The 25,205-nt window shown below is 71.7% G+C and carries 24 protein-coding genes; 14 read left to right on the top strand and 10 right to left on the bottom strand.

The window, feature by feature from the left end:
• Nucleotides 1–18: 18 nt before the first annotated feature.
• On the bottom strand, nucleotides 19–474 hold the full coding sequence (locus tag ADL01_RS32065; RefSeq protein WP_053745529.1) for a nitroreductase family deazaflavin-dependent oxidoreductase: 456 nt from the start codon (nucleotides 472–474) through the stop codon (nucleotides 19–21).
• A gap of 183 nt (nucleotides 475–657) precedes the next feature.
• Here ADL01_RS32065 and ADL01_RS32060 point away from each other — a divergent pair, with 183 nt between their 5' ends.
• The 3 genes from ADL01_RS32060 (at nucleotide 658) to ADL01_RS32050 (ending at nucleotide 3,351) form a co-directional block, all read left to right on the top strand.
• The gene (locus ADL01_RS32060) at nucleotides 658–1,365 is read left to right on the top strand and encodes a TetR/AcrR family transcriptional regulator (protein ID WP_053745528.1); all 708 of its coding nucleotides are present in this window, start codon (nucleotides 658–660) and stop codon (nucleotides 1,363–1,365) included.
• A gap of 109 nt (nucleotides 1,366–1,474) precedes the next feature.
• A complete protein-coding gene (locus ADL01_RS32055) occupies nucleotides 1,475–2,689 on the top strand; it encodes a sensor histidine kinase (protein ID WP_053745527.1) in 1,215 nt (404 codons plus the stop codon).
• The gene (locus tag ADL01_RS32050) at nucleotides 2,686–3,351 is read left to right on the top strand and encodes a response regulator transcription factor (protein ID WP_053745526.1); all 666 of its coding nucleotides are present in this window, start codon (nucleotides 2,686–2,688) and stop codon (nucleotides 3,349–3,351) included. The genes ADL01_RS32055 and ADL01_RS32050 overlap by 4 nt, the downstream gene beginning before the upstream one ends.
• Here the strand turns inward: ADL01_RS32050 and ADL01_RS32045 are convergent.
• The 4 genes from ADL01_RS32045 to ADL01_RS32030 all read right to left on the bottom strand — a co-directional run bounded on the left by ADL01_RS32045 (nucleotide 3,312) and on the right by ADL01_RS32030 (nucleotide 6,945).
• Nucleotides 3,312–3,635, bottom strand: a complete 324-nt coding sequence (locus ADL01_RS32045) for a DUF6332 family protein (RefSeq protein WP_053745525.1) — start codon at nucleotides 3,633–3,635, stop codon at nucleotides 3,312–3,314. The two genes, ADL01_RS32050 and ADL01_RS32045, sit on opposite strands and share 40 nt — an antisense overlap.
• Nucleotides 3,636–3,706: 71 nt before the next feature.
• Nucleotides 3,707–5,194 (bottom strand): MFS transporter, encoded by a 1,488-nt coding sequence (locus ADL01_RS32040; protein WP_053745524.1) that lies wholly within the window; start codon nucleotides 5,192–5,194, stop codon nucleotides 3,707–3,709.
• A gap of 72 nt (nucleotides 5,195–5,266) precedes the next feature.
• Nucleotides 5,267–6,016, bottom strand: coding sequence for a maleylpyruvate isomerase family mycothiol-dependent enzyme (locus ADL01_RS32035; protein ID WP_053745542.1), 750 nt, complete (start codon nucleotides 6,014–6,016; stop codon nucleotides 5,267–5,269).
• An 89-nt stretch (nucleotides 6,017–6,105) separates the two neighbouring features.
• Nucleotides 6,106–6,945, bottom strand: coding sequence for an alpha/beta fold hydrolase (locus ADL01_RS32030; RefSeq protein ID WP_053745541.1), 840 nt, complete (start codon nucleotides 6,943–6,945; stop codon nucleotides 6,106–6,108).
• A gap of 264 nt (nucleotides 6,946–7,209) precedes the next feature.
• On the opposite strand from ADL01_RS32030, the gene ADL01_RS32025 reads away from it, so the two are divergent.
• Nucleotides 7,210–10,422, top strand: coding sequence for an amidohydrolase family protein (locus ADL01_RS32025; RefSeq protein WP_053745523.1), 3,213 nt, complete (start codon nucleotides 7,210–7,212; stop codon nucleotides 10,420–10,422).
• A gap of 58 nt (nucleotides 10,423–10,480) precedes the next feature.
• Nucleotides 10,481–10,936 (top strand): RpiB/LacA/LacB family sugar-phosphate isomerase, encoded by a 456-nt coding sequence (locus tag ADL01_RS32020; RefSeq protein WP_053745522.1) that lies wholly within the window; start codon nucleotides 10,481–10,483, stop codon nucleotides 10,934–10,936.
• Between the two features lie 106 nt (nucleotides 10,937–11,042).
• Here ADL01_RS32020 and ADL01_RS32015 read toward each other — a convergent pair whose 3' ends face one another.
• Nucleotides 11,043–11,822, bottom strand: a complete 780-nt coding sequence (locus ADL01_RS32015; RefSeq protein ID WP_053745521.1) for a DeoR/GlpR family DNA-binding transcription regulator — start codon at nucleotides 11,820–11,822, stop codon at nucleotides 11,043–11,045.
• 153 nt (nucleotides 11,823–11,975) lie between these two features.
• Here ADL01_RS32015 and ADL01_RS32010 point away from each other — a divergent pair, with 153 nt between their 5' ends.
• The 3 genes from ADL01_RS32010 (at nucleotide 11,976) to ADL01_RS32000 (ending at nucleotide 14,631) form a co-directional block, all read left to right on the top strand.
• Nucleotides 11,976–12,875, top strand: coding sequence for an SIS domain-containing protein (locus ADL01_RS32010; protein WP_053745520.1), 900 nt, complete (start codon nucleotides 11,976–11,978; stop codon nucleotides 12,873–12,875).
• Between the two features lie 90 nt (nucleotides 12,876–12,965).
• Entirely contained in the window at nucleotides 12,966–13,871 is a 906-nt protein-coding gene (locus ADL01_RS32005) for a class II fructose-bisphosphate aldolase (protein ID WP_053745519.1), read from the top strand.
• Entirely contained in the window at nucleotides 13,843–14,631 is a 789-nt protein-coding gene (locus ADL01_RS32000) for an AraC family transcriptional regulator (protein WP_053745518.1), read from the top strand. The genes ADL01_RS32005 and ADL01_RS32000 overlap by 29 nt, the downstream gene beginning before the upstream one ends.
• Nucleotides 14,632–14,667: 36 nt before the next feature.
• On the opposite strand, the gene ADL01_RS31995 is transcribed toward ADL01_RS32000, so the two are convergent.
• The gene (locus ADL01_RS31995) at nucleotides 14,668–15,804 is read right to left on the bottom strand and encodes a methyltransferase (protein WP_053745517.1); all 1,137 of its coding nucleotides are present in this window, start codon (nucleotides 15,802–15,804) and stop codon (nucleotides 14,668–14,670) included.
• Between the two features lie 66 nt (nucleotides 15,805–15,870).
• Between ADL01_RS31995 and ADL01_RS31990 the strand changes: the two genes are divergently transcribed.
• The 5 genes from ADL01_RS31990 to ADL01_RS31970 all read left to right on the top strand — a co-directional run bounded on the left by ADL01_RS31990 (nucleotide 15,871) and on the right by ADL01_RS31970 (nucleotide 21,599).
• The gene (locus ADL01_RS31990) at nucleotides 15,871–16,512 is read left to right on the top strand and encodes an alpha-ketoglutarate-dependent dioxygenase AlkB family protein (protein WP_053745516.1); all 642 of its coding nucleotides are present in this window, start codon (nucleotides 15,871–15,873) and stop codon (nucleotides 16,510–16,512) included.
• A gap of 70 nt (nucleotides 16,513–16,582) precedes the next feature.
• Entirely contained in the window at nucleotides 16,583–17,803 is a 1,221-nt protein-coding gene (locus tag ADL01_RS31985) for an ROK family protein (protein ID WP_053745515.1), read from the top strand.
• 147 nt (nucleotides 17,804–17,950) lie between these two features.
• On the top strand, nucleotides 17,951–18,271 hold the full coding sequence (locus ADL01_RS31980; RefSeq protein ID WP_053745514.1) for an SHOCT domain-containing protein: 321 nt from the start codon (nucleotides 17,951–17,953) through the stop codon (nucleotides 18,269–18,271).
• Nucleotides 18,268–19,020 carry an ABC transporter ATP-binding protein gene (locus ADL01_RS31975; RefSeq protein ID WP_053745513.1) on the top strand — a complete coding sequence of 251 codons (753 nt, stop codon included), beginning with the start codon at nucleotides 18,268–18,270 and terminating at the stop codon, nucleotides 19,018–19,020. Before ADL01_RS31980 ends, ADL01_RS31975 begins: the two co-directional genes overlap by 4 nt.
• Nucleotides 19,017–21,599, top strand: coding sequence for an ABC transporter permease (locus tag ADL01_RS31970; protein WP_053745512.1), 2,583 nt, complete (start codon nucleotides 19,017–19,019; stop codon nucleotides 21,597–21,599). The genes ADL01_RS31975 and ADL01_RS31970 overlap by 4 nt, the downstream gene beginning before the upstream one ends.
• Nucleotides 21,600–21,654: 55 nt before the next feature.
• Here the strand turns inward: ADL01_RS31970 and ADL01_RS31965 are convergent, their stop codons facing one another.
• Together ADL01_RS31965 and ADL01_RS31960 are read right to left on the bottom strand one after the other, a co-directional pair.
• Complete coding sequence (locus ADL01_RS31965) at nucleotides 21,655–22,230, bottom strand: ATP-binding protein (protein ID WP_078960866.1); 576 nt, start codon at nucleotides 22,228–22,230, stop codon at nucleotides 21,655–21,657.
• A 240-nt stretch (nucleotides 22,231–22,470) separates the two neighbouring features.
• The gene (locus ADL01_RS31960; protein ID WP_053745510.1) at nucleotides 22,471–22,794 is read right to left on the bottom strand and encodes a hypothetical protein; all 324 of its coding nucleotides are present in this window, start codon (nucleotides 22,792–22,794) and stop codon (nucleotides 22,471–22,473) included.
• Nucleotides 22,795–23,128: 334 nt separating this feature from the next.
• Here ADL01_RS31960 and ADL01_RS31955 point away from each other — a divergent pair, with 334 nt between their 5' ends.
• Complete coding sequence (locus tag ADL01_RS31955) at nucleotides 23,129–24,262, top strand: PLP-dependent cysteine synthase family protein (protein ID WP_053745509.1); 1,134 nt, start codon at nucleotides 23,129–23,131, stop codon at nucleotides 24,260–24,262.
• Nucleotides 24,263–24,336: 74 nt separating this feature from the next.
• Here ADL01_RS31955 and ADL01_RS31950 read toward each other — a convergent pair whose 3' ends face one another.
• Entirely contained in the window at nucleotides 24,337–25,155 is an 819-nt protein-coding gene (locus ADL01_RS31950) for a DeoR/GlpR family DNA-binding transcription regulator (RefSeq protein WP_053745508.1), read from the bottom strand.
• Nucleotides 25,156–25,205 lie beyond the last annotated feature (50 nt).

Here is a 25,205-nt window from a genome sequence, read left to right as displayed (position 1 = left end):
CGCGGGCCCCAGGGGAGTTCACGGCTTGACGGTGATCCGGAAGACGGGGTGCTTGGGCGCGGCGGCGAGCAGTTCCGCGTCGGTCGAGTTCACGTCGACGTCGCCGAAGAAGCGACCGACCTCCCAGCCCCACTTCTTGAGGTAGGTGCGCAGCACGACCGGCTTCTCCGCGTCCGGGAGCTCGACGGCGGTGAACTCCTGTACCCGGCGGCCGACCTTGAGCCGGCCGCCGCCGGCGGCGCGCATGTTCCGCACCCATTCGGAGTGGCCGCGCGCCGAGACGAGGTACGGACCGCCCTCGTAGGGCAGCGGGTTGACGGGCACCTGGCGCCATTCGCCGCTCTTGCGGCCGAGCACGGAGAGCTCGGCGGTGCCCATGACGCTCACGCCGTGCCGGGCGAGCCAGCCGATGAATCCGTTCATGACCTTGTCGAACGCCTTGGGCTTCATGTAGTGGGCTGACGGTGACGTCATGGTGTCCTCCTGGGGTTCGGGGTTCGAGCATCGGAGAGCGCGAGGATGATGCTTGCGAGAGCACCGCTCTCGCTTGTGAAGAGTCTGCCTGAGATAGGTGCTCCAAAGCAAGAGCGCTGCTCTCTTTTTAGTTCGGCGCTCTCGTTTGTGTGCACTGATCTGAAGGCGTGGCACACTCGAACCATGAGCAGCACACAAGGAGCCCGCGCCCGCGCCCGGATCGAAGTCACCTCGTCGATCAAGGACGAGGCGCGCAGACAGCTCGCGGCGGAGGGCGCCGCCAAACTCTCACTGCGGGCCGTCGCCCGCGAGTTGGGCATGGTCTCCTCCGCGCTGTACCGCTACTTCCCCAGCCGTGACGACCTGCTGACCGCTCTCATCATCGACGCCTACGACTCGGTGGGCCAGGCCGCCGAGACCGCCCACGCCGCCGTCGCGGACACCGGTTCGCTACGGCGCTGGGTCACCGTGTGCGAGGCGGTGCGCGGCTGGGCGCTCGCCCATCCCCACGAGTACACGCTGATCCACGGCTCGCCGGTACCCGGCTACAAGGCGCCCGACACGACCGTGCCGGCCGCCGCGCGGGTCGGCCTGCTGCTGATCGGCATCGTGCGCGACGCCCACCGGCGCGTCGGCGTGGCGCGGACCCCCATCCCCGCCGAACTGCGGCCCGAGGCCGACCGGTTGGGCGCCGACCTAGCCCCCGACCTGCCGCCGGAGGTGGCGGTGGCGCTCGTCGCGGGCTGGGCCCAGATGTACGGGCTGATCGGGTTCGAGCTGTTCGGCCAGTTCAACAGGATGGTGGAGGACCGGGAGACGTTCTTCCGGTACGCCGTGACCCGGATCGCCCATGAGGTGGGGCTGGTGTTTCCGGAGAAGGAGAAGAAGTAGGAGAAGGGGTAGGAGAGGGGCGGCCCCGGCCTCGTACTCCCCGGGGAGTACGGGTGATCACCTCGCCCGGCGGACGCCGTCGCCGGGCGGTGCCGTCTAGCGTGGCGGCATGGACGAGCAGCGCGTAAGCGGGGGAGGCCCGCCTCCGTGGTGGGGACGGCGGGACGGTGTGGACCGGGGCGCCGGCCGGTGGCCCTGGCGTTCCACCGCTGTGCTGACCGTCTTCGTGCTGGCCGGCTCGCAGTTCGCCGCCGACCGACAAGGGGGTGACCGCGCCCACCTGGACCTCTTCGCGCGTCTCCTGCTCGTCGCCGGTTCGGGACTGCTGCTGTGGCGGAAGCGGTACCCGGTGCTCGTCGTCTTCGGCACCGCCACGGCCGCCATGGTCTATCTCGGCGCCGGATACCCGTACGGGCCGGTCTTCCTGACCGTGGCCCTGGGCTGCTTCAGCGCTGTCGCCGCCGGGCACCGGAAGGCGGCCTGGGCGGCCGTCGGGACGCTCTGGGCGGGGCATGTGCTGATCGGGCACTGGCTGTACCGGTGGCTGCCGCCGTCAGGGGACGAGGCCGCCTCCTGGGGGCAGGAGATCGTCGTCACCGCCTGGGTGGCGGCCATCGTGGCGGTCGCCGAACTGGTCCGGGTGCGGCGGGAGCAGTGGGACCGGGAGCGCGCCGAGCGAGCCCTGGCCGCGCGGCGGCGCGCCGACGAGGAGCGGCTGCGGATCGCGCGGGAGCTGCACGACGTACTCGCGCACAGTATTTCGGTCATCAACGTGCAGGCCGGGGTCGGACTCGCGCTGCTCGACTCCGACCCCGAGCAGGCCCGCACCGCGCTCACCACCATCAAGGCGGCCAGCAAGGAGGCGCTCGGCGAGGTGCGCCAGGTGCTCGACACGCTGCGTACGCCGGGGGACGCGCCGCGCGCTCCGGCGCCGGGTCTTGACCGGCTGCCCGAGCTGGTGGAGCAGGCGGCCGGGGCGGGTCTGAGCGTCGAGGTGCGGGGCGCGGTCCCGAAGTTGGCGCCGGGCGCCGATCTGGCGGCCTTCCGGATCGTCCAGGAGGCGCTCACCAATGTCGTACGGCACTCCGGTTCGCGCCGCGCGCGTGTGCGGGTCGATGCCGATGAAGCGGACGGCGCTCTGCGGCTGTGCGTCGACGACGACGGGCCCGCGACGGGCGCCGACGCGGGTGGCAGCGGGAACGGGCTGGCCGGGATGCGGGAGCGGGCCGCCGCCCTCGGTGGCACGATCGAGGCGGGCCCGCGCGCGGACGGCGGTTTCCGGGTGCTGGCCGTGCTGCCGCTCACAGTCAAGGAGGACCGGTGATCCGTGTACTGCTCGCCGACGACCAGTCGTTGGTCCGCGCGGGGTTCAGGGCGCTGCTCGACGCGCAGCCGGACATCGAGGTGGCCGGGGAGGCCGCCGACGGGGAGGACGCGCTGCGCCGCGTACGCGAACTGCGCCCCGATGTCGTCCTGATGGATATCCGGATGCCGGTGCTGGACGGGCTGGCCGCCACTCGCCGGATCACCGGCGACGCGGCGCTGGGCGAGGTCAGGGTGGTCATGCTGACCACGTTCGAACTCGACGAGTACGTCTTCGAGGCGATCCGCAGCGGAGCCTCCGGCTTTCTGGTGAAGGACACCGAGCCGGACGAACTCCTGCGCGCCGTAAGGGCGGTGGTCGCGGGTGACGCGCTGCTCTCACCGGGAGTCACCCGACGCCTCATCGGCGAGTTCGCCGCCCGCTCGAAGGAACCGGCCGTCGCCGACACCCTCGCCGCGCTCACCGAGCGGGAACGTGAGGTGATGGCCCTCGTCGGGATCGGCCTGTCCAACGAGGAGATCGCCCGGCGTCTGGTCGTCAGCCCGCTCACCGCGAAGACCCATGTGAGCCGCACGATGGTGAAGCTGGGCGTCCGCGACAGGGCCCAACTGGTCGTACTGGCCTACGAGTCGGGGTTGGTACGGCCGGGCTGGCTCGGCTGAGCGTCGCCCTTGCCGTCGTGCTCGCGGGTGAAGCGGCCCAGCACGCTCACCACGCGCACCGTGAACAGCACGGCGCCCAGCGTTGCCCCCGAGGCGACGAGCGTGGTCTTCGCGCCGTCCGACAGCGCGAAGACCCATGCGGGCCCGGCGACCACCCCGAAGACCAGGGCGGCCAGGAACGCGGCACTGCACAGGGCGTATCCGATCTCCACGGTGACCGCGTCCCGCCGCGCCTGGGTGTCCCGCGTGCGGCCCTGCCCTATGCGTCCCCCGTGGTCGTCCATCCGCAAAGTCAAACAGGCGGGCGCCCGGCCGGGCAAGCAACCCCGGCCGGGCACGGACGCTGACAGCCTTTTCAGTCGCGGGCCGACAACGGTTCCGTCACCGTCTCCTCCTGCCGTCCAAGGGACTTGGCGACGACGACGGACTGACGCGGACGCCGGGTGCGCAGGCCGGGGAGCGAGACGAGCAGGCCGACGAGGGCGATACCCGTCGCCACGATCAGTCCTGGCCGGTAGGCGTCGAGGACGGCCTGCGGTGAGGGACTGGCGGGGGTGCCGGCGGTGACGACCGCCGTCACGACGGCCAGGAAGATCGCGCCGCCCACCTGGACCGAGGTGTTCAACAGGCCGGAGACCATGCCCTGTTCGTGGTCGTCGACGCCGCTGGTGGCCTGGATGTTCAACGAGGGGAAGATCAGCGCGAAGGCCCCGCCGATCAGCAGCATCGACGGCAGGATGAGGGTGACGAAGCTCGGGTCGAGGCTGACGCGCAGGAACAGGGCGTACCCGGTGATCATCAGGGCGAAGCCCGCCACGATCAGCCGCTGGGTGCCGAACCGGTCGACGATCGCGCCCATCTTCGTCGCGGACAGCGCGACGACCGCACCGGCGGGAAGGAAGGCGAGCGCGGTGTGCAGCGCCGACCAGCCGAGCAGCGACTGCATGTAGATGGTCACCAGGAACTGGAACCCGACGTACGAGCCGAAGAGGGTCAGCGCGCCGAGCTGGGCGCGGATCTGGTTGCCGGAGCGCAGCACCCCGAGCCGGACGAGTGGCCCGGCGGAGCGCCGCTCGACACCGGCGAAGACGGTCAGCAGGGCGGCCACCGCGAGGAAGGACAGCAGTGTGCGGGCCGATGCCCAGCCGGCTTCCGGGGCCTGTACGACGGTGAAGACCAGCAGCAGCATCGAGGCGGTGCCGAGAATCGCGCCGGGGATGTCGTAGCCGTTGTGGTCCTTCTCGCGTTCGCTGCGCGGCAGCAGCTTCAGGCCCGCGACCAGGGCGAGGACGGCGACCGGGGCCGGCAGCAGCATCGTCAGGCGCCAACTCGCCTCAGTGAGCAGGCCGGAGAGCACCAGGCCCATCGAGAAACCGGTGGCCGCGCAGGTGGTGTAGATGGACAGGGCCCTGTTGCGCAGCGGGCCCTCCGCGAACGTCGTGGTGATGATGGACAGGCCTGCCGGGGCGGTGAAGGCGGCGCTGAGCCCCTTGACGAAGCGGCTGGCGATCAGCAGCGGGCCCGAGTCGACGAGTCCCCCGAGCAGCGAGGCGAGCGCGAAGACGCCGAGCGCCACGAGGAACACCTGGCGGCGGCCGAGGAGATCGGCGGTCCTGCTGCCGAGGAGCAGGAGTCCGCCGTATCCCAGGATGTAGCCGCTGACGATCCATTGCAGCGTCGAGGTGGAGAGGTCGAGGTCGGAACCGATGGACGGCAGTGCGACACCGACCATCGACACGTCGAGTGCGTCCAGGAACATGGCGGCGCAGAGCACCAGCAGGGTGCCCCACAGTCGGGGAGTCCAACGGCCGTCGGCCGCCGGGGTGTTGAGCGGAGAGGTCATGAGGACGACAGTACATGCACATGCATCGAATGCAAATGCATGTAATGTCGTGCAGCAAATGACCGGTTGGATTCAGACGGCGGACTTCTCCTGCCACAGGGCGGCGAGTGCGGGATCGCCGCTCACGGCGGGGAACGGCTGCCGGTTCCACAGCGCGAGATAGAGCGCGGCGGCGGGGCCGGTCACCTCGCAGTCGGCGTCCTGGCCCACCAACTCCGCCCGCGCCGTGACGCGTTCGGCAGCCGGTGGCTCCGACGTCAGGCGTACGGCCCACACCGCGTCGTCCCTGTCGGTCGCCCGGACGCGCAGCACCCGGGGCTCGTCCGTGCGGACCTGGCTCTTGGGGCGGGCGTGGAAACCGAGCAGCAGTTCGTCGATGCCGTCCGTGGCGAAGTCAGGGGCGAGCGGGGTGGACGCGGTGCCGAGGGCGGACTCCGCGTCCACCCGGTGGACGGCGGTCTCATGCGCCTGCCGCCTGGTCCAGAACGCGAGCGGCGAGGGGGCGGGCATGAATGTCCAGCACTCGACGTCGGGCGGGGCCGAGGCCAGGGTGTCGACGAGGGTGCGATGGCCCTCCCGGAACCAGGCGAGCAGCGCGCCGCCGTCGAGGTCGGGCGGACTGTCGGGGCGGTTGGGCGTCATGCGCCGCTCGGCGATGTGCGCGGCGGCCCATCGGTGCACGGTGCCCGTGTGCCGCAGCAGGTCGCCCACCTGCCAGCCCGGACAGGTCGGCACCTTGGCGTCGGTGCCGGCCCGCTCGGCGGCGGCAGCGAGCAACTGGCCCTCCGCGTCCAGGATTTCCAGGAATCGCGCGGTTTCGATCAAGGCAGGCTCCATGGGGGATTGCGGTTCGGGAGGGATGCGGTTCGGGAGTGCGGTTCGGTATCGCGGCTCGGGATTGCGGTGGTTTTTCAGCTCAGGAACGCTTCCGTGGCCGCCACGAACCGCTTCGCGTCGTCGAGCCACGGGAAGTGTCCGGCGCCCGACTGGACGATCAACTCGGCGTGCGGGAACAGTGCCGCGAGCTCTGCCGTCGCGGGGGGCGGGGAGTTGAGGTCGACCTCCCCGGCCAGGACCAGGACCGGTGAGGTGAGACGGGTGAGTGCCGCGCGGGTCGCGGGCGGGTCGAAGGCGCCTTCGACGGCGAAGACGGCCGCGGCCTCGTTGTTGCGCTGTACGGCCTCCGCGGCCCGGTGGGCGCGGGCGTTCTCGTCCCAACGGCCGTACCAGAAAGGGGCGATGGCCTGGAAGGCGTCGGCGCCCGCCCGGCCGGCGACGAGCGCCTCGAGGGCCGCGAACGCCTCCGGGAACCACGGCTCGTCCCGGCGCAGCCGTGCCGTGGCGACCCGGACGTCTCCCGTGACGGTGATGCCGAGGGCCCCCGCGCTGGGGGTGATCAGCGCGAGTCTGCCGACGCGTTCGGGGTGCCTGGCCGCGTACAGCGTGGCCAGGTTCGTGCCGGCGGAGTGGCCGAGCAGGTCCAGCCGGTCGAGGCCGAGGTGCTCACGCAGGGCCTCGACGTCGTCGACGAGGCGGTCGCAGCGGTAGGACGCGGGGTCCTCGGGTACGGCCGACCGTCCGGTGCCCCGGAGATCGAGCATGATCAGGCGGCGGTGCGCGGACAGGCCGCCCAGGTCCCCGAGGTAGACGGAGTCCTGCATCGGCCCGCCGGGCAGACAGACGAGTGGCGGTCCTTCTCCGAGTTCACGGCAGGCCAGCTTGGTTCCGTCGTACGCGGAGAAGACAGACATGGTCATGACTGTCGCAGCGGTGTTCCGGCCGGGCAACCGGGTTTCGCGCGGGGCCGGGCCGAGGAGAGGGCGCCGGCCCGTTCGGCGGCGACGGGAAACTCCCCGATGGCGCGGCGGTCGCGCGACGGCCCGCACGTCAGGGTGAAGATTCGGCCGATAACGCAGGGCGGGGTCGCCCCAGGGCCGTTTCGCCCCGTACGTTTTGTCAGCGGTCGCTTCTGCCCGACCCGCCCCACACGCCAACTCCGCGCACTGGGAGCTCCTTTGGTCACCGAAGACACCACTTCGCACACCACGGACGACGACACCGGTTTCGGCCCGCTCTCCCGGCGCAGATTCCTCCAGGCCACCGCCGGCGCCACGGCGCTCGCCACCGTCGGTGCGCCGGCCGCCTCCGCCGAGCCCCGGACAATGACCCCCCTCACCTTCACCGCCGCCACGGGCGGCTCCGCGACCCTCGCCCCCTCCGGTGACCGGCTGGTCGCGGAGATCCAGAACGTGCTGTGGTCCGTGCCGCGCGGCGGAGGCACCGCCGTCGCGCTGACCTCACCCGGTCTCGAACCCACCCGCCCCCAGTTCTCGCCCGACGGCAGCCGTCTCGTCGTGTGCGCCTACCGTGGCGGCGGCTTCCACCTCTGGACGCTCCGTCCCGACGGCACCGGGCTCCGGCAGCTCACCGACGGCCCCTGGGACGACCGGGGCCCCGCCTGGTCACCGGACGGCACCCGGATCGCGTTCGCCTCCGAGCGCGGGGGAGACACCGTGACCGGCGCCCCCTACCGCGTCTGGGTGGTGGACGTGCGCACCGGCGAGCTGACCCGGCTCACCGGGCGCCCCGGCCAGCCGGGTCCCGGGCAGGACACCGCCTGGGAGGACTTCGACCCGACCTGGACACCCGACGGCGAGCGGGTGCTGTTCGTGCGCGCGACGGTTCCCGCTCCGGGCACCCTCCGTGCGGCCACCGTCGCGTCGGTGGCCGCCGACGGCTCGGGCGCCGTCACCACGGAGCGCACCGACGACTCCGGCGCCCAGCTCATGACCCCCGCGCTCTCACCCGCCGGACGTCTCGCCTACCTGCGTACCACGGGGGCGCCCGCCGCCTCCTGCACCCTCGTCGTGGACGGCACACCGGTCGCCGTCGAGGGCGACGTCCTCCCGGCGCCGCCCCGCTGGGCGGACGGTGAACGGCTGCTGCTGAACGTCGACGGCCACTTCCGCCTGGTCGACCCGGCCGCGCCGGACGACGGCGAGGAGATCCCGTTCACGGCCACGCTGCCGGTGGAGCGGCCGGCGTACCGCGCCAAGGCGTACGACTTCGCGGGCACCGGTGTCCGGCCCGTGCGCGCCCTGCACCTGCCCGCGCTCTCCCCGGACGGCCGGTCCGTCGCCTTCGCCGCCCTCAACGCGCTGTGGATCGCGGGCACGAAGGGCGGCCGTCCACCCCGTAAGGTCCTCCAAGTCCCCACGACGCGCTATGTGTTGGCGCCGACGTGGACAGCCGACGGCACGGCGCTGGTGTACGCCGACGACCGCGACGGCCTGTTCGCCGTACGGCGCCGGGACCTTCGCTCCGGCGCGGAGACCGCGCTCGCCGGGGGTGGCCGTGTCTTCCCGGCGCTCTCGCCCGACGGGACCCGGCTCGCCTGCCTCGACATGTCGGGCAACCTCGTGGTGCGCGACCTGCCCGACGGCGCCGAACGCGTGCTTGCGGCGGCGCTCGGCGCGGGGGGCCTGCCCGGCCGTCCCAGCTGGTCGCCCGACGGCCGGTACGTCGCCCTGTGCGACCGGAACCGGATCAACCAGCGCTTCCGCGAGGGCTACAACCTCATCCGGGTCGTCGACACCACCACCGGCACCGCAGCCCTGCACGCCGTCGCCCCGCACACCTCGCTCGCCGACCGCTACGACTCCGGCCCCGTCTGGTCCCCGGACGGCCGCTGGATGGCCGTCGTCGCCGAGTCCGCGCTGTGGCTCCTGCCGGTCCGCTCCGACGGCACCCCGGACGGCGAACCCCGCCGGCTCACCACCGAGGCCGCCGACCACCCGTCCTGGTCCGCCGACGCCCGCACCCTCCTCTACCTCTCGGCGGGCACCCTGCGCCTGATCGACATCGCCGACGGCAGCACCCGTACCGTCCGCGTACCGCTGGACTACCGCAGGCCCCGCCCGGCCGACACGGTCGTGCACGCGGGCCGCTTCTGGGACGGCACCGGGCCGGACGTCCGCGAGGACATCGATGTCGTGGTCCGCGACGGCCGGATCACCGAGGTCGCCCCGCACCGGCCCGGCCGCCCAGCAGTGCGCCGGGTCGACGCGAGCGACCGCACCGTGATCCCGGGCCTGTGGGACGCGCACACCCACCCCTGGCAGTCCACCTACGGCGGCCGACAGACCGCGCTGCAGGTCGCGTACGGCATCACGACGGCCGTCTCGCTCGGCGGCTTCGCCTACGAACAGGCCCGCATCCGCGAGGCGGTGGCCGCCGGCGCCCTCGCCGGACCCCGGCTGCTGTCCACCGGCGAACTGCTCGACGGGACGCGCGTCGCCTACAGCATGGCCCGCGCCCACCGCACCCCCGAGGGCCTGCGCCGCTCGCTGGCGCGTGCGAAGGCCCTGGAGTGGGACTTCGTGAAGACGTACGTACGAGCCCCCGGCTGGGTGATGAAGGAGGCCGCCGACTTCGCCCACGAGCGGCTCGGGGTGCGCAGCGGCAGCCATCTGTGCAGCCCGGGCGTCCAGCTCGGCCAGGACCTGACGACCCATCTGCAGGCCACGCAGCGACTGGAGTTCGGGCACGCGACCACGGCGACGGGGCGCGCCTACCAGGACCTGGAGGAGATCTACACCCGTACCGACTTCCATCTCGTCGCCACCCCGTTCACGGCACTTCCCCTGCTCGGCGCCGACCCCGCGCTCGCGGACGACCCGCGCGTGACCACGCTCATGCCGCCGTGGGACACCGCGCTCGTCCGGCAACAGGCGGCGGCGCCGCCCACCCATGCCCAACTGGCAACGCTGGACCGGGAGTTGGACGTCTATCGGCGGATCCTCGCGGCGGGCGGCCTGGTCGCGCTCGGCACGGACCAGCCACTCGTCCCGGTCGGGCTGCACCTCCACCTCTCCCTCCGCGCGCTGCACCGGGCCGGCCTGTCACCGGCGGAGGCTCTGCGCACCGCCACCCTGGTGCCCGCGCGGGTCTTCGGCGCCGACGCCGACCTGGGCACCCTCGAAGAGGGCAAGCTCGCCGACCTCACGATCGTGGACGGCGACCCGTTCACCGACTTCGCCACCCTGATCCGCACCGAGTCGGTCCTGCGCGGCGGCGTCCCCTACGCACAGGCCGACCTGGTGGACGCCTTCACATCCGCCACCACGCGAGGCCACGCCCCACAGCGGTCCGCGTCGCCCGTGGACTGGCTGGAGGTCAGCCGCCAGATGCGACGGGAGGGCTGCTGCTCTCCCGAGAGCGGAGGCTGACCGCACGGTCGCGCGGCTCGCGGCGGCCGTCCGTTCCACGGCTGGGTAGTCTCGGGGTATGCGCATCTCCGTTTCCTCGGACATGGACGAACCCGTGGCGCGCGCCCTCCTCGGCCAACTGCGCGACCGCGGACACGATGTGGTGACGTACGGGGCGCTGAGCCCCGGCGCCGATCCGCAGTGGGCCGCCTGCTCGGAGGCGGCGGCCCGCGAGGTCGCCGCCAAAACCGCCGACCAGGCCGTGGTGTGCTGCTGGACCGGTACGGGCGCGTCGATCGCCGCGAACAAGGTGCCCGGTGTTCGCGCGGCGCTGTGCACGGACGCCTACACGGCGGACGGAGCGCGCCGCTGGAACGACGCCAACGTGCTCGCGCTCAGCCTGCGACTGACCTCGGAGCCGCTCCTCAAGGAGATCCTCGACGCCTGGTTCGCCGCCGAGGCGAGCGAGGACCCCGAGGACCGGGAGAACGTGGCCCGCGTCGAACGGCTGGACCACGGTGGAAACGCCTTGTGAACCAAGGGAGTTGAGAGGACAACGGGGACAACGGGGGCGGCCGACCAACAGGCCCGTGGCCCGGCGGCGCACCTGAGCGCCGACCCGCCGCTCGGGCAATGACTGCTCAGACCGTGATCACCCTGATCCCGGCCTCCTCGAACCGCCCCACCGTCTCCTCGTCCGCCGCCGTGTCCGTGACCAGCGTGTCCACGGCCCCCGCCGCGCAGATCCGCGCGAACGCCCGCCGCCCCAGCTTGCTGGAGTCGGCGGCGACCACCACGCGCTCGGCGCGCTCGCACAGCAACCGGTTGATCGCGGCCTCGGCCTCGTCGTTCGCCGCAGCCCCGTGCGTGACGTCGAAGGCGACCACGCCCAGCACGGCGACGTCGACGGTGATCTGGCTCAGCACGCCGTCGGCGAGCGGCCCGACGAGCTCGTACGACTGCGGGCGCGCGACCCCGCCCGTCACCACGATCTTGAACTGGGGCCGTACGGCAAGCTCGTTGGCGATGTTCAGCGCGTTGGTGACGATCGTCAGCGCGGGCGAGTCGGCGGCCAGATCGCCGCGTACGGCCAGCGCGCGGGCCACCTCCGTCGTGGTCGTCCCGCCCGTCAGGCCCACCGCCTCGCCGGGGCAGACCAGGCCGGCGACCGCCTTCGCGATGCGCTGTTTCTCGGAGGCGCGGCGGGCGGTCTTGTAGCGCAGCGGCAGTTCGTACGACACGCCGTGCACGACCGCGCCGCCCCTGGTGCGTACGAGCATCTGCTGCTCGGCGAGCTGGTCGAAGTCCCGTCGGATCGTCGCGGCCGACACCGTCAGTTCGGCCGCCACCTCCTCGACCTCCAGCCGGCCCCGCTCGACCAGCAGCTCCAGCAGGGACTTCCAGCGGGCGTCCCGGGACATCCGGACTCTCCGTTCCTCGATCTTTCCGCGACCCTAGCGGACCGAAAGCTCACCGAGCTTGCTGCTGAATGCTTGATTCTGCTTGAAATCTGGCTATATCTTGCAAGAACGCGCACACGCTTGCTTGTGTTGGCTCTCGGGGAGGGGCAGGGCATGACCCATGTCGAGGACGAGCTGAACAGTCAGCCGGAGTGCTGGACCCGCGCCGCCATGGAGGCGGCCGGGCACGCCGACGCGCTGCCGGTGGCGGGGGAGCGGGTCGCCGTCGTGGGCTGCGGCACCTCGTACTTCATGGCACAGGCCGTCGCGGCCCTCCGGGAAGGCGCGGGCCAGGGCGAGACGGACGCCTTCGCCGCCTCCGAGTTCCCCTACGGGCGCCTGTACGACCGAGTCGTCGCCCTCACCCGGTCCGGCACCACCACAGAGGTGCTCGAACTGCTCGGGCGACTGCGGAGCGGCACGTCCACCGGTACGCGTACGCGGACGACCGCGATAACCGCCGACCCCCGAACTCCCGTGACGGAAGCCGCCGATGACCTCGTCGTTCTCGACTACGCGGACGAACGGTCCGTCGTACAGACGAGGTTCGCCACCACCGCGCTCACCCTCCTGCGCGCCCATGTCGGACGGCATGGCGAGGCCACGGTCGACGACTGTCGTACGGCTCTGGAGACTCCACTGCCCGAAGGGCTCGTCGAGTGCGCGCAGTTCACCTTCCTCGGCCGGGGCTGGACGGTGGGGCTCGCCAACGAGGCCGGTCTGAAGATGCGCGAGGCGTCCCTGTCCTGGACCGAGGCGTACCCGGCGATGGAATACCGGCACGGTCCCATCAGCGTCACCACCCACTCCACGGCGACCTGGATGTTCGGCGAGGCGCCAGAGGGGCTGGCCGAACAGGTGCGGGACACCGGCGCCCTGTGGGTGGCCGGAGACCTCGACCCGCTCGCCGAACTCGTGCGCGCACAACGCCTCGCGGTCGCGGTGGCGGCGACGCGAGGCCTCGACCCGGACCGTCCGCGTCACCTCACCCGCTCGGTGATCCTCGCCACCTGAGGCAACGTCAGAACACCTCACAACTCATCAGGACAGGTCAGGACACAGCCGCCGCACACTCGTTGACTCGCTGACCGGAATGGAGTGGCCATGCCGATCGTCCCCGCCGGTGAGCTCATCACCCGGGCCGCCGACACCCGCTCGGCCGTCGCCGCGTTCAACGTCATCACCCTGGAGCATGTCGAGGCCGTCATCGCCGGTGCGGAGAAGGTGGGTTCGCCCGTCGTCCTCCAAGTCAGCGAGAACGCCGTCAAGTTCCGCTACGGACGATTCCTGCCACTGGCCCGCGCCGCCGCCTCGGCCGCCGAACGCGCCGCCGTACCCGTCGCGTTGCACCTCGACCACGTGCGGAGCAACGACCTGCTGCGGCAGGCGCCCGGCGCCGGATTCAGCTCCGTGATGTACGACGCGGCACGGCTTCCGTATGCCGAGAACCTCGCCGCGACCCGGGCCGCCGCCGACTGGGCGCACGCCCAAGGGCTCTGGATAGAGGCGGAGTTGGGACAGGTGGGCGGCAAGGACGGCCGGGCGCCGCTGGACGCGCACGAACCCGGCGCCCGTACCGACCCCGCCGAGGCCCATACCTTCGTCGCCGACTCGGGGGTGGACGCCCTGGCTGTGGCCGTCGGCAGCTCCCACGCCATGACCACCCGTACGGCAACCCTCGACCACGACCTCCTGCAACGGCTCTCCGCCACCCTGGACGTCCCCCTCGTCCTGCACGGCTCGTCCGGCGTACCGGACGACCAGCTCATGGCCGCCGTCGCGGGAGGCATCACCAAGGTCAACGTCGGTACGGCCCTCAACATCGCCATGACCGGCGCCATCAGGGAGTTCCTCGTCGCCCACCCCGAGGCGGTCGACTCGCGCCGGTATCTGAGCGTGGGCCGGGAGGCGATGGCGCGGGCGGTGACACGGATCATCGGCGTGCTGCGCCGACAGGACCAGGCACTGGTATTTTCTCACCATGCGCGAAACGGAGCTCCACCTCGGTGAGCCGCCGCAGGTGGCGAACGTCGGCGTCGGCGTGCACGGCGTCGCGAGCCGCACCGACGTCTTCCGTCTTCCGGAGCTCTGGCAGCTGCACCTCTACCAGTACGAGGCCGAGCTCGTCGTCGACGGCACACCGCACGTCGTTCGCCCCGGCCGCGTCAGCCTCGTACCGCCCGGAGCCACGGTCCGTTTCCGCTACCAAGGCCCCTCCGAGCATCTGTACGCCCACCTGCGTATTCCCGCCGCCGGCCCGTCCCGCACGGTACCCGTAGTCCAGGACGCCGGCCCCGAACTCCCCACCCTCACCGGCCTGTTGCTCACCGCTGTCGCCTCCGTTCCACGCGCACCGGAGCGCACGAGGGCGGAGATCTGGACGGCGCTGTGGCGCATCGCCCACCTCACCCCCGACACCGAACGACCCGGCCCCGGCCCCCATCCGGCGGTCAGCGCCGCCATCGCGTACATCGAGGGCCGACTGGCCGCCCCGCTCACCGTGCCCGCCGTCGCCCAGGCGGCGGGCGTCTCGCACAACCACCTGACCAGGCTGTTCAAGGCCGCGACCGACGACACGGTGGTCGGCTACATCCGCCGCCGCAGACTCGACCGCGCCCACCACCTGCTGCGTGCCTCGACTCTCTCCATCCCCGCCGTGGCCGCCTCCGTCGGCATCCCCGACCTGCACGCCTTCAACAAGGCATGCCGACGCGAACTCGGCGCGTCACCACGCGCCCTCCGGGGAGAGTCAACCTCGCCCGCTCACTGAGGTGGTACGAATCCATCACCTCACCACCGCACTGCTTTATTGCTTCACGGCCTTCAGAACCACGAACTTCGCATCGCTCGCGACGAGTCGACTGTTGCCGAACAGCTTCCGCAGCTTGATGTGATAGCCGAGATGCCGGTTGCCGATCACCCACAGCTCGCCGCCGGGCCGCAGCGCCCGCCGCGCGCCGGTGAACATCCGCCAGGCCGTGGCGTCCGTCGTCGCCTGGTGGGTGTGGAACGGCGGATTGTTGAGTACGAGGTCGAGACTCCCGTCCGCGATCCCCGCCAGCCCGTCCCCGACCCGGAACTCGGCACGCCCGTCCGGCAGCCCGTTGGTCCGGTACGTCGCCTCCGCCGAGGCCACCGCCTGGAACGACTCGTCGACGAACAGCAGCTCGGCCTCCGGCGCCGCCAGCGCCACCGCCGTACCGACCACACCGTTCCCGCAGCCCAGGTCCACCACGCGGGCGGCGCCCGACGGCGTCGGCAGATGCTGGAGGAGGAACCGGGTGCCGATGTCGAGGCGCTCGGCACAGAAGACACCCGCGTGGTTGACGACGGTGTGTCCGGAGGCCGGGCCGATGCCCTCGGGCAGCGCGTACTCGTAAGGCCAGGGACTGGAAAGCCGCTCCGTCGACGGACTGACGGTGGAGTGGATGAGCCGGGCTTTCCGCTCCGCGAGGGAGGTCCGGGTCGGGCCGATGATCCGCTCGAACAGCTTCAGCGTCGAGGTGTGGATCTCCTTCACCATGCCGGTGCCCACGACGACCGTGCCCTCGTGCAGCGCGGGCGCCAGCCGCAGCAACTGGTCCTCAAGGAGCGCCAGGCTCTTCGGCACCCGCAGGAGCAGCACGTCGACGGACTCGGGCGGGGCATCCAGGGTGGTGAGAAGCCGTACGGAATCCTCGTCCGCACCGGCCCGCCGAAGGTTCGCCCGGGTCGCTTCCTGGGCCAGGAACGAATCGGTGATCTGTGTCGGCCGGTGCGCGGCGAGCGCCGTGGTGAGCGCGCCCCAGCGGTCACCGACGATCACAACCGTGCCCGACAGATCGGTCCCGGACTCCGCGAGATGCCCGAGAAGGTACTCGTCGGAGGCGTCCCACGCCCGCAGCCGCTCACGCGGGTCGGCGGGGAAACGGGTCAGGGTCAGCTCGGACCAGGGAGTCGTCATACGGTCGTTCATCGTGGCCCCACCCTACCGAGCCGCAGCTCACACCCCGTCGGGCAGGATGGAAACATGGACGCCGAGCTGTTTCCCAGAGCCCGTGCGGAGATCGCGCCGGGCGCGGTGCATGTGCCGGACTGGCTGGACGCGGGGCGTCAGCGCGAGCTGCTGGACGCCTGCCGGGACTGGGCGCGCCCACCCGCCGGCCTGCGTACGGTCCGGACACCCGGCGGCGGCACGATGACCGCCCGGCAGGTCTGCCTCGGCTGGCACTGGTACCCGTACGCCTACGCCCGCACGGTCGTCGACGGTGACGGCACGCCCGTGAAGCCGTTCCCCGAGTGGCTGGGCGAGCTCGGCAGACAGGCGGCCAGGGCAGCGGCGTACGACGGTGACATCGACTACGACATCGCGCTCATCAACTTCTATGCCGCCGACGCCCGCATGGGCATGCACCGCGACAGCGACGAGAAGTCGGACGCGCCCGTGGTGTCCCTGAGCCTCGGCGACACCTGCCTCTTCCGCTTCGGGAACACCACGACACGGACCCGCCCGTACACGGACGTCGAGCTGCGCAGCGGAGACCTGTTCGTGTTCGGCGGCCCGTCCCGGCTCGCCTACCACGGGGTTCCCCGGGTGTACGAGGGCACGGCGCCGCCCGAACTGGGGCTGACCGGCCGGTTGAACGTGACGCTGCGGGTCAGCGGCTTCTAGGGCCTGTTGCGAAAGTCCCCAGACCGATGGCACGGTCCCCGGCCGTACGGATCATGGGAGACTCGCATCCATGAGCGGCAAGGCTGAGGGGACGACCTCAAGGACGCGGTTGGACCGGGGGCGCGGCGCGCTCGGGCCCGCCTTGGAGCTCGTGCACACCGGCCGGGCGCCCACCCGGTCCGTGCTCACCGCCGAGCTGGGGGTCACCCGGGCGACGGCGGGCGCGGTGGCCGCCGAGCTGGAGGCGCTCGGGCTGATCACCGTGGACGCCCGGCCCGGCGCGGCGGCCGGATCGCAGGGGCGCCCCTCGCACCGGCTCGACGTCGCCGAGGACGGACCGGTCGTCCTGGCCGCCCAGGTGCACGCCGACGGGTTCCGGGCCGCGCTGGTCGGGCTCGGCGGCCGGATCGTCGCCACCGCGCCCGGCTGCGAGACCGTCGACGCCGACCCGGCGAAGGTGCTCGGCTCGGTTGTCGACGCCGGCACCGAACTGCTGCGCGGCAGCGGGCGCCGCTGCCTGGGCGCCGGTCTCGCCGTGCCGTCCGCCGTCGCCGAACCCGAGGGCCTGGCCCTGAACCCCCTGCACCTCGCCTGGCCGGCCGGCTCACCGGTACAGGAGATCTTCGCCGAGCGCGTACGGGCGGCGGGCATCACCGGACCGGCCCTCACCGGCAATGACGTCAACCTCGCCGCGCTCGCCGAACACCGGCACGGCGCCGGACGCGGCGCCCGCGACCTGCTGTGCGTGGCCACCGGGCACCGGGGTGTCGGCGGGGCGCTGGTCCTCGACGGGCGCCTGCACACGGGCAGTTCGGGTCTCGCGCTCGAAGTCGGTCACCTCACCGTCAACCCCGAGGGGCGCCTCTGCCACTGCGGCAGCCGGGGCTGTCTGGACGTCGAGGCCGACCCGCTCGCCTTCCTCATGGCGGCGGGCCGCGACCCCGGCCCCGAGGTGTCCCTGCTCCAGCAGGCCGACGACCTGATCCGCGACCAGCAGCTGGACCCGGCGGTCCGCGCGGCTGTCGAGACCCTGATCGACCGGCTGGGCCTGGGCCTGGTGGGCCTCGTGAACATCCTCAACCCCGACCGCATCATCCTCGGCGGCCTGCACCGCACGCTCCTCAACGCCGACCCGGACCGTCTGCGGGCGGTGGTCGCCGACCGCAGCCTGTGGGGCCGCAGCGGCGGTGTCCCCATCCTGGCGTGCACGCTGGACTACAACAGCCTTGTCGGAGCAGCAGAGTTGGCGTGGCAGCCGGTGCTCGACGACCCCCTGCGGGCACTGACGTAGTCCGGCACTCCCGGGAAGCAGCCGGAAGGGGCCCGCGTACTCCCGGGGAGGTACGCGCACTGCCGTCGGCCGTACGACGACCCGGACCCCCTCCCCGCGCGAACCTCGAGTCATCAACGAAAAACCCGATCCGGGAGATGACTCGACATGCAGACCCTCGCGAACTGGAACGGCGGCCCCGGGCCGTGGATCCTCTTCTTCCCCCTGATCTGGGCGGCCGTCGTCATCGGCGTCGTCACCGTCCTGCGCCGCACGGTCTGGCGCGGGCGCGGTGGCCCGTGGCGTGCCATGGACGGCCGCTACGGCGCTCAGGGCCGCCCGGTCTCGGGTGACTCGCCGATCGCCGTACTGGGCCGGCGCTTCGCCTCCGGCGAGATCGACGAGGACGAGTACTGGCGGCGCCTGTCCGTCCTGGACGAGCAGTTCGGTGCCTCGGTCGGCCGCCCGGGCAAGGGCGGTGCGCTGTGACCACCACCGCTACCAGGACCCGTACGGCGGCACAGGTTGTCGACGCGGTGAAGGTGTACGGCGGTGGCGACACCGCCGTACGGGCCCTCGACGGGGTGAGCGTCGGCTTTCCGGCCGGCCGTTTCACCGCGATCATGGGGCCCTCGGGCTCCGGCAAGTCCACCCTGATGCACTGCGCGGCAGGCCTGGACACCCTCACCTCCGGAACCGCGTTCATCGGCGACACCGACCTGAGCGCGCTCGACGACCGGCGCCTGACCCTGCTGCGCCGCGACCGGATCGGCTTCGTCTTCCAGGCGTTCAACCTGGTACCGACGCTGACCGTCGCCGAGAACATCACGCTCCCGATCGACCTGGCGGGCGCGGACGGCGACCCGGAGTGGATCGACGCGCTCGTCGACGTGGTCGGCCTGCGCGACCGGCTCCACCATCGCCCCGCCGAACTCTCCGGCGGCCAGCAGCAACGCGTCGCCGTGGCACGGGCGTTCGCCGGCCGGCCCGACGTCGTCTTCGCCGACGAGCCGACCGGCAACCTCGACTCGCGCTCCGGCGAGGAGGTCCTCGGCCTGCTCGGCCGCGCGGTGCGGCAGATGGAACGCACGGTCGTCATGGTCACCCACGACCCGGTCGCCGCCGCCCACGCCGACCAGGTCCTCTTCCTCGCCGACGGCCGCCTGGTCGACCGGATGGAGTCCCCGACCGCCGACAAGGTCCTGGACCGGCTGAAAGCCTTCGAGGTGCCGTCATGAACAGTCCCGCGCGTGCCCTCCGCCCCACCGTCCGCATCAGCCTCGCCTCGCTGCGCGCCCACAAGCGCCGCTTCGCGGGTACGTTCCTGGCGGTGTTCCTCGGCGTGGCCTTCCTGGCCGGGACCCTGGTCATGGGCGACACCCTGCGAGCCGGTTTCGACACCATGTTCGGCGACGCGACGAGCGGCACCGACGCCGTCGTCCGCAGCGCCGACGCCATCACCACCCCCGGCGAGAGCCAAGGCGTACGCCGGCCGGTCCCCACCGAACTGGTCAAGGCCGTGCAGCAGGTCCCAGGGGTCGCCGCCGCCGCGCCCAACATCCAGAGCGCCGGCCAGCTCATCGGCGCGAACGGCGACCCCGTCGGCGGTCAGGGCCCGCCCACACTCGCCGGGAACTGGATCACCGACCCGAAGCTGAACCCGTACCAACTCGCCGAAGGGCACGCCCCGTTGAAGTCCGGCGAGGTCGTCGTCAACCGGGGTACGGCCAAGAAGGGCCACCTGAGGATCGGCGACCGGACGATCCTGCGTACGCCCGACCCGGTCAAGGTGACGATCGTCGGCCTCGCGACCTTCGCCGGTGAGGACGGCATGGCGCAGGTGACGTTCACCGGAATGACCCAGGCCGACGCCGAGAAGTACCTCACCGCGAAGCCCGGCGAGGCGGCGACCATCCAGGTGCGAGCCGGCCCGGGGATCGGCCAGCGGGAACTGGTCGACCGGCTGACTCCCGCACTCCCCAAGGGAGTTGAGGCCATCACCGGCCACGAGTCCGCCGAGGAGAACACCGAGATGATCTCCAGCCGGTTCCTGACCGTCTTCACCCTTCTCCTCCTCGTCTTCTCGGGTGTGGCGATCCTGGTCGCGACCTTCTCCATCCACAACACCTTCGCGATCGTCATCGCCCAACGCACCCGGGAGAACGCCCTGTTGCGGGCCCTCGGCGCCTCCCGCCGGCAGATCGGCGCGGCCACCCTCGTGGAGGCAAGCGCGGTCGGCGTGACGGCGTCGATCGCGGGCCTCGCGGGCGGCATAGGGGTCGCCGCAGGCCTCCAGGCACTGTTCCCGACCATCGGATTCCCCTTCCCCGAGGGCGACTTGGTGATCAGCTGGCTGTCCATGCTGCTGCCGCTCGCGGTCGGCACTGTCGTCTGCCTGGGCTCCGCCCTGCTGCCCGCCGTACGCGCCGGCCGCACCGCGCCTCTGGCAGCGCTCCGCGAGACGGCAGTCGACCAGTCGGGCGCCTCATCCGTCCGGGCGGTCACCGGTGTGGGCCTCGGCGCCCTGGCGATCGCCATGACGCTGACCGGCGTACTGCTCTCACCGTCCCTGTGGCTGGCGGGACTTGGCGCCGCCCTGGCCCTCGCCACCTTCGTGGTCCTGGGCCCGGTCGCGTCGACGACGGTCGTGCACCTGCTGGGAGTCCCCCTCGACCGGCTGCGCGGAGTCACCGGCCGCCTCGCCCGGCGCAACGCCCTGCGCAGCCCGAAGCGGACCGCCGCCACCGCGAGCGCCCTGATGATCGGCGTGGCCGTCGTCTCGTTGTTCACGGTGTTCGGCGCCTCACTCAAGGCCACCATGGACCAGACCGTGTCGCGGTCCTTCGCGGGCGAAGTGGCCGTGAGCACCCCGTCGTTCGGGGCGGGCGGCAGTGGACTCAGCCCCCGCCTCGCACCCGCCATCGCCCAGCGCCCCGAGGTTGCGGACGCGGTCGGACTCGGCCGGGGAGTCGCCGAAGTCGACGGCCAGGGACGGGCGTTGACCGTCACCGACCCCGCCGGCCTCGCCCGGGTCCTCGACCTCGGCCCCATCCGCGGCTCGCTCGACGATCTCGGCACCGACGGTATCGCCGTCACCGCGGCGGAGGCCGGCCGGCAGGGCCTGAAGACCGGCGACACCACCCAACTCACCTTCACCGACGGCCATAAGAAAAACTTCACCGTCCGCGCGGTCTACGACCGGTCGGACCTCGCCGGTGAGTACGTCATCACCCGCGCCGCCTGGGCCCCGCACCGCATCCAGGACTCCGACACGTTGGTCGCCGTCTCCTTCAAGGATGGCGTCAGCACGGACGCGGGCAAGGCCGCCGTGCAGCAGGTCGCCGCACGGTACGGCGATCCCGAGGTGCAGACCCGCGACGAGTTCGCCCAGTCCTCGGCCTCAGGCATCGACATGATGCTTACCCTCGGCTATGCCCTGCTCGCCCTCGCGGTGCTCATCGCGCTGCTCGGCATCGCCAACACCCTGACTCTCGCCGTCCACGAACGCACCCGCGAACTGGGCCTGTTGAGGGCAGTGGGCCAGACCCGCGCCCAACTGCGCGCCATGGTCCGCTGGGAGTCGGTCCTCGTCGCCGCCTTCGGCACGGTGGGTGGGCTCGGCCTCGGCGGCTTCCTCGGCTGGGCGCTGGTGAAGGCCTCGGACGGCACGAGCGACAGTGACTTCGCCTTCGCGCTGCCACCCGCACAGCTCGTGATCGTGGCGCTGGTGGGCGTCGCGGCCGGCGCTCTCGCGGGCCTGCGCCCGGCCCGGCGGGCGGCACGCCTGGACGTACTGCGGGCCATCGCCACCCAGTGACGCACGGGCACGGCCGACCAGGAAGGGAGGGGGGACACCGCTGGTCACCGCCCGGTCAGCCGGCAACGGCCGACCGGGCGGGAGCGTGTTCCGGCCTGCGCCGGTGAACCCCCGGCTTGACTCCCTTGTCGTACAGCGGCTCGTCGTACCCCGCGCCGTCACACAGCTTCTCCTCGACCGGCTGGCATACGGGTGTCGCCGTCGCGAGCCTGGTCTCCGGGGCCGTCAGGACCGGCGCGACCGTCGGCAGCGTGAACCACACGACCTTCCCGGACTCGCCGTCCGGCCGCACACCCCAGCTCTCGCTCACCGCGGCGACCATCGCCAGGCCGCGTCCACAGGTGGCGCCGGGATCCGCGTTCCGCAGCTCGGGAATGCGGGGGTCGTGGTCGTGCACCGAGACCGTGAGCCGGTCGAGCAGGACCTCGATCTCCACGGTGCACAGCTTGTCGGGCTGGGCGTGCCGGTGGACGTTGGTCAGCAGTTCGGTCACACCGAGCGAAGCCCGGTCTATCAAGGGATCCAGATGCCAGTAGCGCAATTGTGCGCAGAGGATTCTGCGGACCTGGCCGATCCGCGACGGCAGGGCTTGGAGCTCCACCGCGCAGTGCCTGCTTGGGTGACTGATCACGGCTTGCGACTCCCCGAATTGAGGTCCGGAAGAAGACACGAGATCGGATCCAGCAGATTGCCTACGTGCAACGGCCGCCTGCTGTCGATGGCCGACGGGCTGGTTCGCAGCGTTATCGCCGGTAGACCCAGAGTGATGTGTGACAAGCGTGGCTCAAGGGACGGAAACCCGCAACTCGCGGCCCGGATCCGGCCGCGCCAGGGGCCCGCGCGAGATACGGCCCCACGGTCCCCGCCCTGTTCAGTGCCCGCGCCCCGCCGCCTTGCGTACGGCCTCGATGAACCGGCGTGCGGCGGGCGGACCGGGCTCGCCCGGCGCGGGGTCGTGTTCCCCGAGAGTCAACTGGTAGCGCGTGCCGTTGACATCCGCCAGGGCCCGGTCGTTGTTCGCGAACCAGGGCTTCGACGCGCGCACCGCCTGCACGGGAGCGCTGTCGATCTCGCTTCCGTAGCTGGTGAGCAGCTCCAGCCTGCCGCCGCTGATCCGGACCTGTCCGGCCCGGGTGAGGGAACGCAGCCTCTTCCCGATCCGCACGCCCGTGGCCGTGAACTCCGGCTCCGCCATGATGCTCCGCCCCCTTGTCGGCTTCCGCCGAGATGCGTGTGATCCCGCGCTGGAACATGATCCAGCGCGCGCCCCCGTGCCGTGCAGTCTGCCCGCCCCCGGCCTCGAGCACCAGTACGTCCGGCGCTCCGCGGCAACCGGTGGAAGCACTCACCGGGATGCGCCCCGGGGACCGCGAGCCCCCATCGCACTTCCCCCACCCCCTCGCCCCAGGCCCGCCTTTGGGTCTCCCAAAGGTGTGTTTATGCAGGTGAGAGGCGTGCGAAAGGTGTCTATGATCGATGTGTCCGGCTGCCCGAGAAGCCGTCGGCGAGCGCACCACAAGGAGCCTGACGTGAGCACCCTCGACCCCACCGGGACCGCCGAAACCGTCGACACGCTCGACGTCGACCGCAGCGATGCCGACTACCGCGCCTGGCTCAAAGAGGCCGTCCGCAAGGTCCAGGCCGACGCCAACCGCTCGGCCGACACCCATCTGCTGCGCTTCCCGCTGCCGGAGAATTGGGGTATCGACCTGTATCTGAAGGACGAGTCGACCCACCCCACGGGCAGCCTCAAACACCGCCTCGCCCGCTCGCTCTTCCTCTACGGACTGTGCAATGGCTGGATCCGCCCCGGCCGCCCGGTGATCGAGGCGTCCAGCGGCTCCACCGCCGTCTCGGAGGCGTACTTCGCGAAGCTGATCGGCGTGCCCTTCATCGCGGTGATGCCCCGCACGACCAGCGCCGAGAAGTGCCGACTCATCGAGTTCCACGGCGGCCGGTGCCACTTCGTGGACGACTCCCGCAAGTTGTACGAGGCCTCGGCAGCCCTCGCGGCGGAGACGGGGGGCCACTACATGGACCAGTTCACCTACGCGGAACGGGCCACGGACTGGCGCGGAAACAACAACATCGCCGAATCCATCTTCCGCCAACTGGAGCTGGAACGTTTCCCGGAGCCCGCGTGGATCGTCGCCACGGCCGGCACCGGCGGCACCTCGGCGACGCTGGCCCGCTACGTCCACTACACGCAGCGCGACACCCGTATCTGTGTCGCGGACCCGGAGAACTCCTGTTTCTTCGAGGGCTGGACCACCGGCGATCCGGACGTCACCTGCGACTGCGGCTCGCGCATCGAGGGCATCGGCCGCCCCCGTATGGAACCCAGCTTCGTCCCCGGCGCGGTGGACCGCATGATGAAGGTCCCGGACGCGGCGAGCATCGCCGCCGTAAGAGCCCTGGAACAGGCCATCGGCCGCAAGGCGGGCGCCTCCACGGGCACAGGCCTGTGGGGCGCCCTCAAGATCGTGGCGGAGATGGTGGCGCAGGACCAACAGGGCAGCGTAGTAACCCTCCTGTGCGACCCCGGCGACCGCTACCTGGACAAGTACTACTCGGACGAGTGGCTGAAAGACCAGAACCTGAACATCGCGCCGTACGGAGCGACTATCGACGGCTTCCTGAAAACAGGCATGTGGCCCAACTGACCTAAGGGGCGCGAGGAACTGCGCGACAAGCCACGAACCACCCGCACCCGCAACGCACGTACCAAGGCACCCTCTTAGGCGCCAACCTCCCCGGCGACTACAAGTCGCCGCAAATGCTCCGAAACCTCACCCCGAGCCTCAGGCGCCAACCCCGAGTCCGTCACCAACGTATCCACCTGCTCCAACGCGGCGAACGAACTGAGCCCCACCGTCCCCCACTTGGTGTGGTCGGCGACCACCACAACCCGCCGAGCCGACTGCACCAGCCGCCGATTCGTCTCCGCCTCCGCGAGGTTCGGCGTCGACAGTCCCGCCTCGACCGATATCCCGTGCACTCCGAGGAACAGCACATCGAAGTGGAGTGACGCGATCGCCCGGTCGGCCACCGGCCCCACCAGTGAGTCGGACGGCGTCCGCACCCCACCGGTCAGCACCACCGTCGCCGCCCCCTGCCGCTGCCCCGACACGCGCTGCGCGGTGTGGAAGACATCGGCGACGCGCACCGAGTTGGTCACGACGGTCAGATCCGGCACGTCCAGCAGCTGATGCGCCAGCGCGTACGTCGTCGTACCGCCCGACAGGGCGATCGCCGAGCCCGCCGAGACCAACTCCGCCGCGGCCCGCGCGATGTCCTCCTTGGCGGTCAGCTCCAGGCCGGACTTGGCCTCGAACCCCGGCTCATGAGTGCTCGCCTCGACCACCGGCACCGCACCACCGTGGACCTTCTCCAGAACGCCCTGGCGGGCCAGCGCGTCGAGGTCACGGCGAACCGTCATGTCCGACACGCCGAGCGTGCGGGTCAGTTCGTTGACGCGAACGCCCCCGCGACGCCGTACCTCGTCGAGGATGAGGGCGCGGCGTTGCTCCGCGAGGAGGTTCTGGTTGTCGTTCACGGCCGCTCCACGTCCTTCCGGGGTTCCTCCGGGCCTGCCGGTCCACTCGC

It is taken from the genome of Streptomyces sp. NRRL WC-3618 (assembly GCF_001280005.1).
GTDB lineage: Bacteria > Actinomycetota > Actinomycetes > Streptomycetales > Streptomycetaceae > Streptomyces.
The sequence above is the reverse complement of the archived record's forward strand: the minus strand, read 5'-3'. Positions and strand labels throughout refer to the sequence as shown.

Excerpts from the sequence above, each read along its gene's own strand:
- ADL01_RS32065 (WP_053745529.1), bottom strand. The coding sequence starts at position 474 with ATGACGTCACCGTCAGCCCACTACATGAAGCCCAAGGCGTTCGACAAG.
- ADL01_RS32060 (WP_053745528.1), top strand. The coding sequence starts at position 658 with ATGAGCAGCACACAAGGAGCCCGCGCCCGCGCCCGGATCGAAGTCACC.
- ADL01_RS32055 (WP_053745527.1), top strand. The coding sequence starts at position 1,475 with ATGGACGAGCAGCGCGTAAGCGGGGGAGGCCCGCCTCCGTGGTGGGGA.
- ADL01_RS32045 (WP_053745525.1), bottom strand. The coding sequence starts at position 3,635 with ATGGACGACCACGGGGGACGCATAGGGCAGGGCCGCACGCGGGACACC.
- ADL01_RS32040 (WP_053745524.1), bottom strand. The coding sequence starts at position 5,194 with ATGACCTCTCCGCTCAACACCCCGGCGGCCGACGGCCGTTGGACTCCC.
- ADL01_RS32030 (WP_053745541.1), bottom strand. The coding sequence starts at position 6,945 with ATGTCTGTCTTCTCCGCGTACGACGGAACCAAGCTGGCCTGCCGTGAA.
- ADL01_RS32020 (WP_053745522.1), top strand. The coding sequence starts at position 10,481 with ATGCGCATCTCCGTTTCCTCGGACATGGACGAACCCGTGGCGCGCGCC.
- ADL01_RS32015 (WP_053745521.1), bottom strand. The coding sequence starts at position 11,822 with ATGTCCCGGGACGCCCGCTGGAAGTCCCTGCTGGAGCTGCTGGTCGAG.
- ADL01_RS32010 (WP_053745520.1), top strand. The coding sequence starts at position 11,976 with ATGACCCATGTCGAGGACGAGCTGAACAGTCAGCCGGAGTGCTGGACC.
- ADL01_RS32005 (WP_053745519.1), top strand. The coding sequence starts at position 12,966 with ATGCCGATCGTCCCCGCCGGTGAGCTCATCACCCGGGCCGCCGACACC.
- ADL01_RS32000 (WP_053745518.1), top strand. The coding sequence starts at position 13,843 with ATGCGCGAAACGGAGCTCCACCTCGGTGAGCCGCCGCAGGTGGCGAAC.
- ADL01_RS31995 (WP_053745517.1), bottom strand. The coding sequence starts at position 15,804 with ATGACGACTCCCTGGTCCGAGCTGACCCTGACCCGTTTCCCCGCCGAC.
- ADL01_RS31990 (WP_053745516.1), top strand. The coding sequence starts at position 15,871 with ATGGACGCCGAGCTGTTTCCCAGAGCCCGTGCGGAGATCGCGCCGGGC.
- ADL01_RS31985 (WP_053745515.1), top strand. The coding sequence starts at position 16,583 with ATGAGCGGCAAGGCTGAGGGGACGACCTCAAGGACGCGGTTGGACCGG.
- ADL01_RS31980 (WP_053745514.1), top strand. The coding sequence starts at position 17,951 with ATGCAGACCCTCGCGAACTGGAACGGCGGCCCCGGGCCGTGGATCCTC.
- ADL01_RS31970 (WP_053745512.1), top strand. The coding sequence starts at position 19,017 with ATGAACAGTCCCGCGCGTGCCCTCCGCCCCACCGTCCGCATCAGCCTC.
- ADL01_RS31960 (WP_053745510.1), bottom strand. The coding sequence starts at position 22,794 with ATGGCGGAGCCGGAGTTCACGGCCACGGGCGTGCGGATCGGGAAGAGG.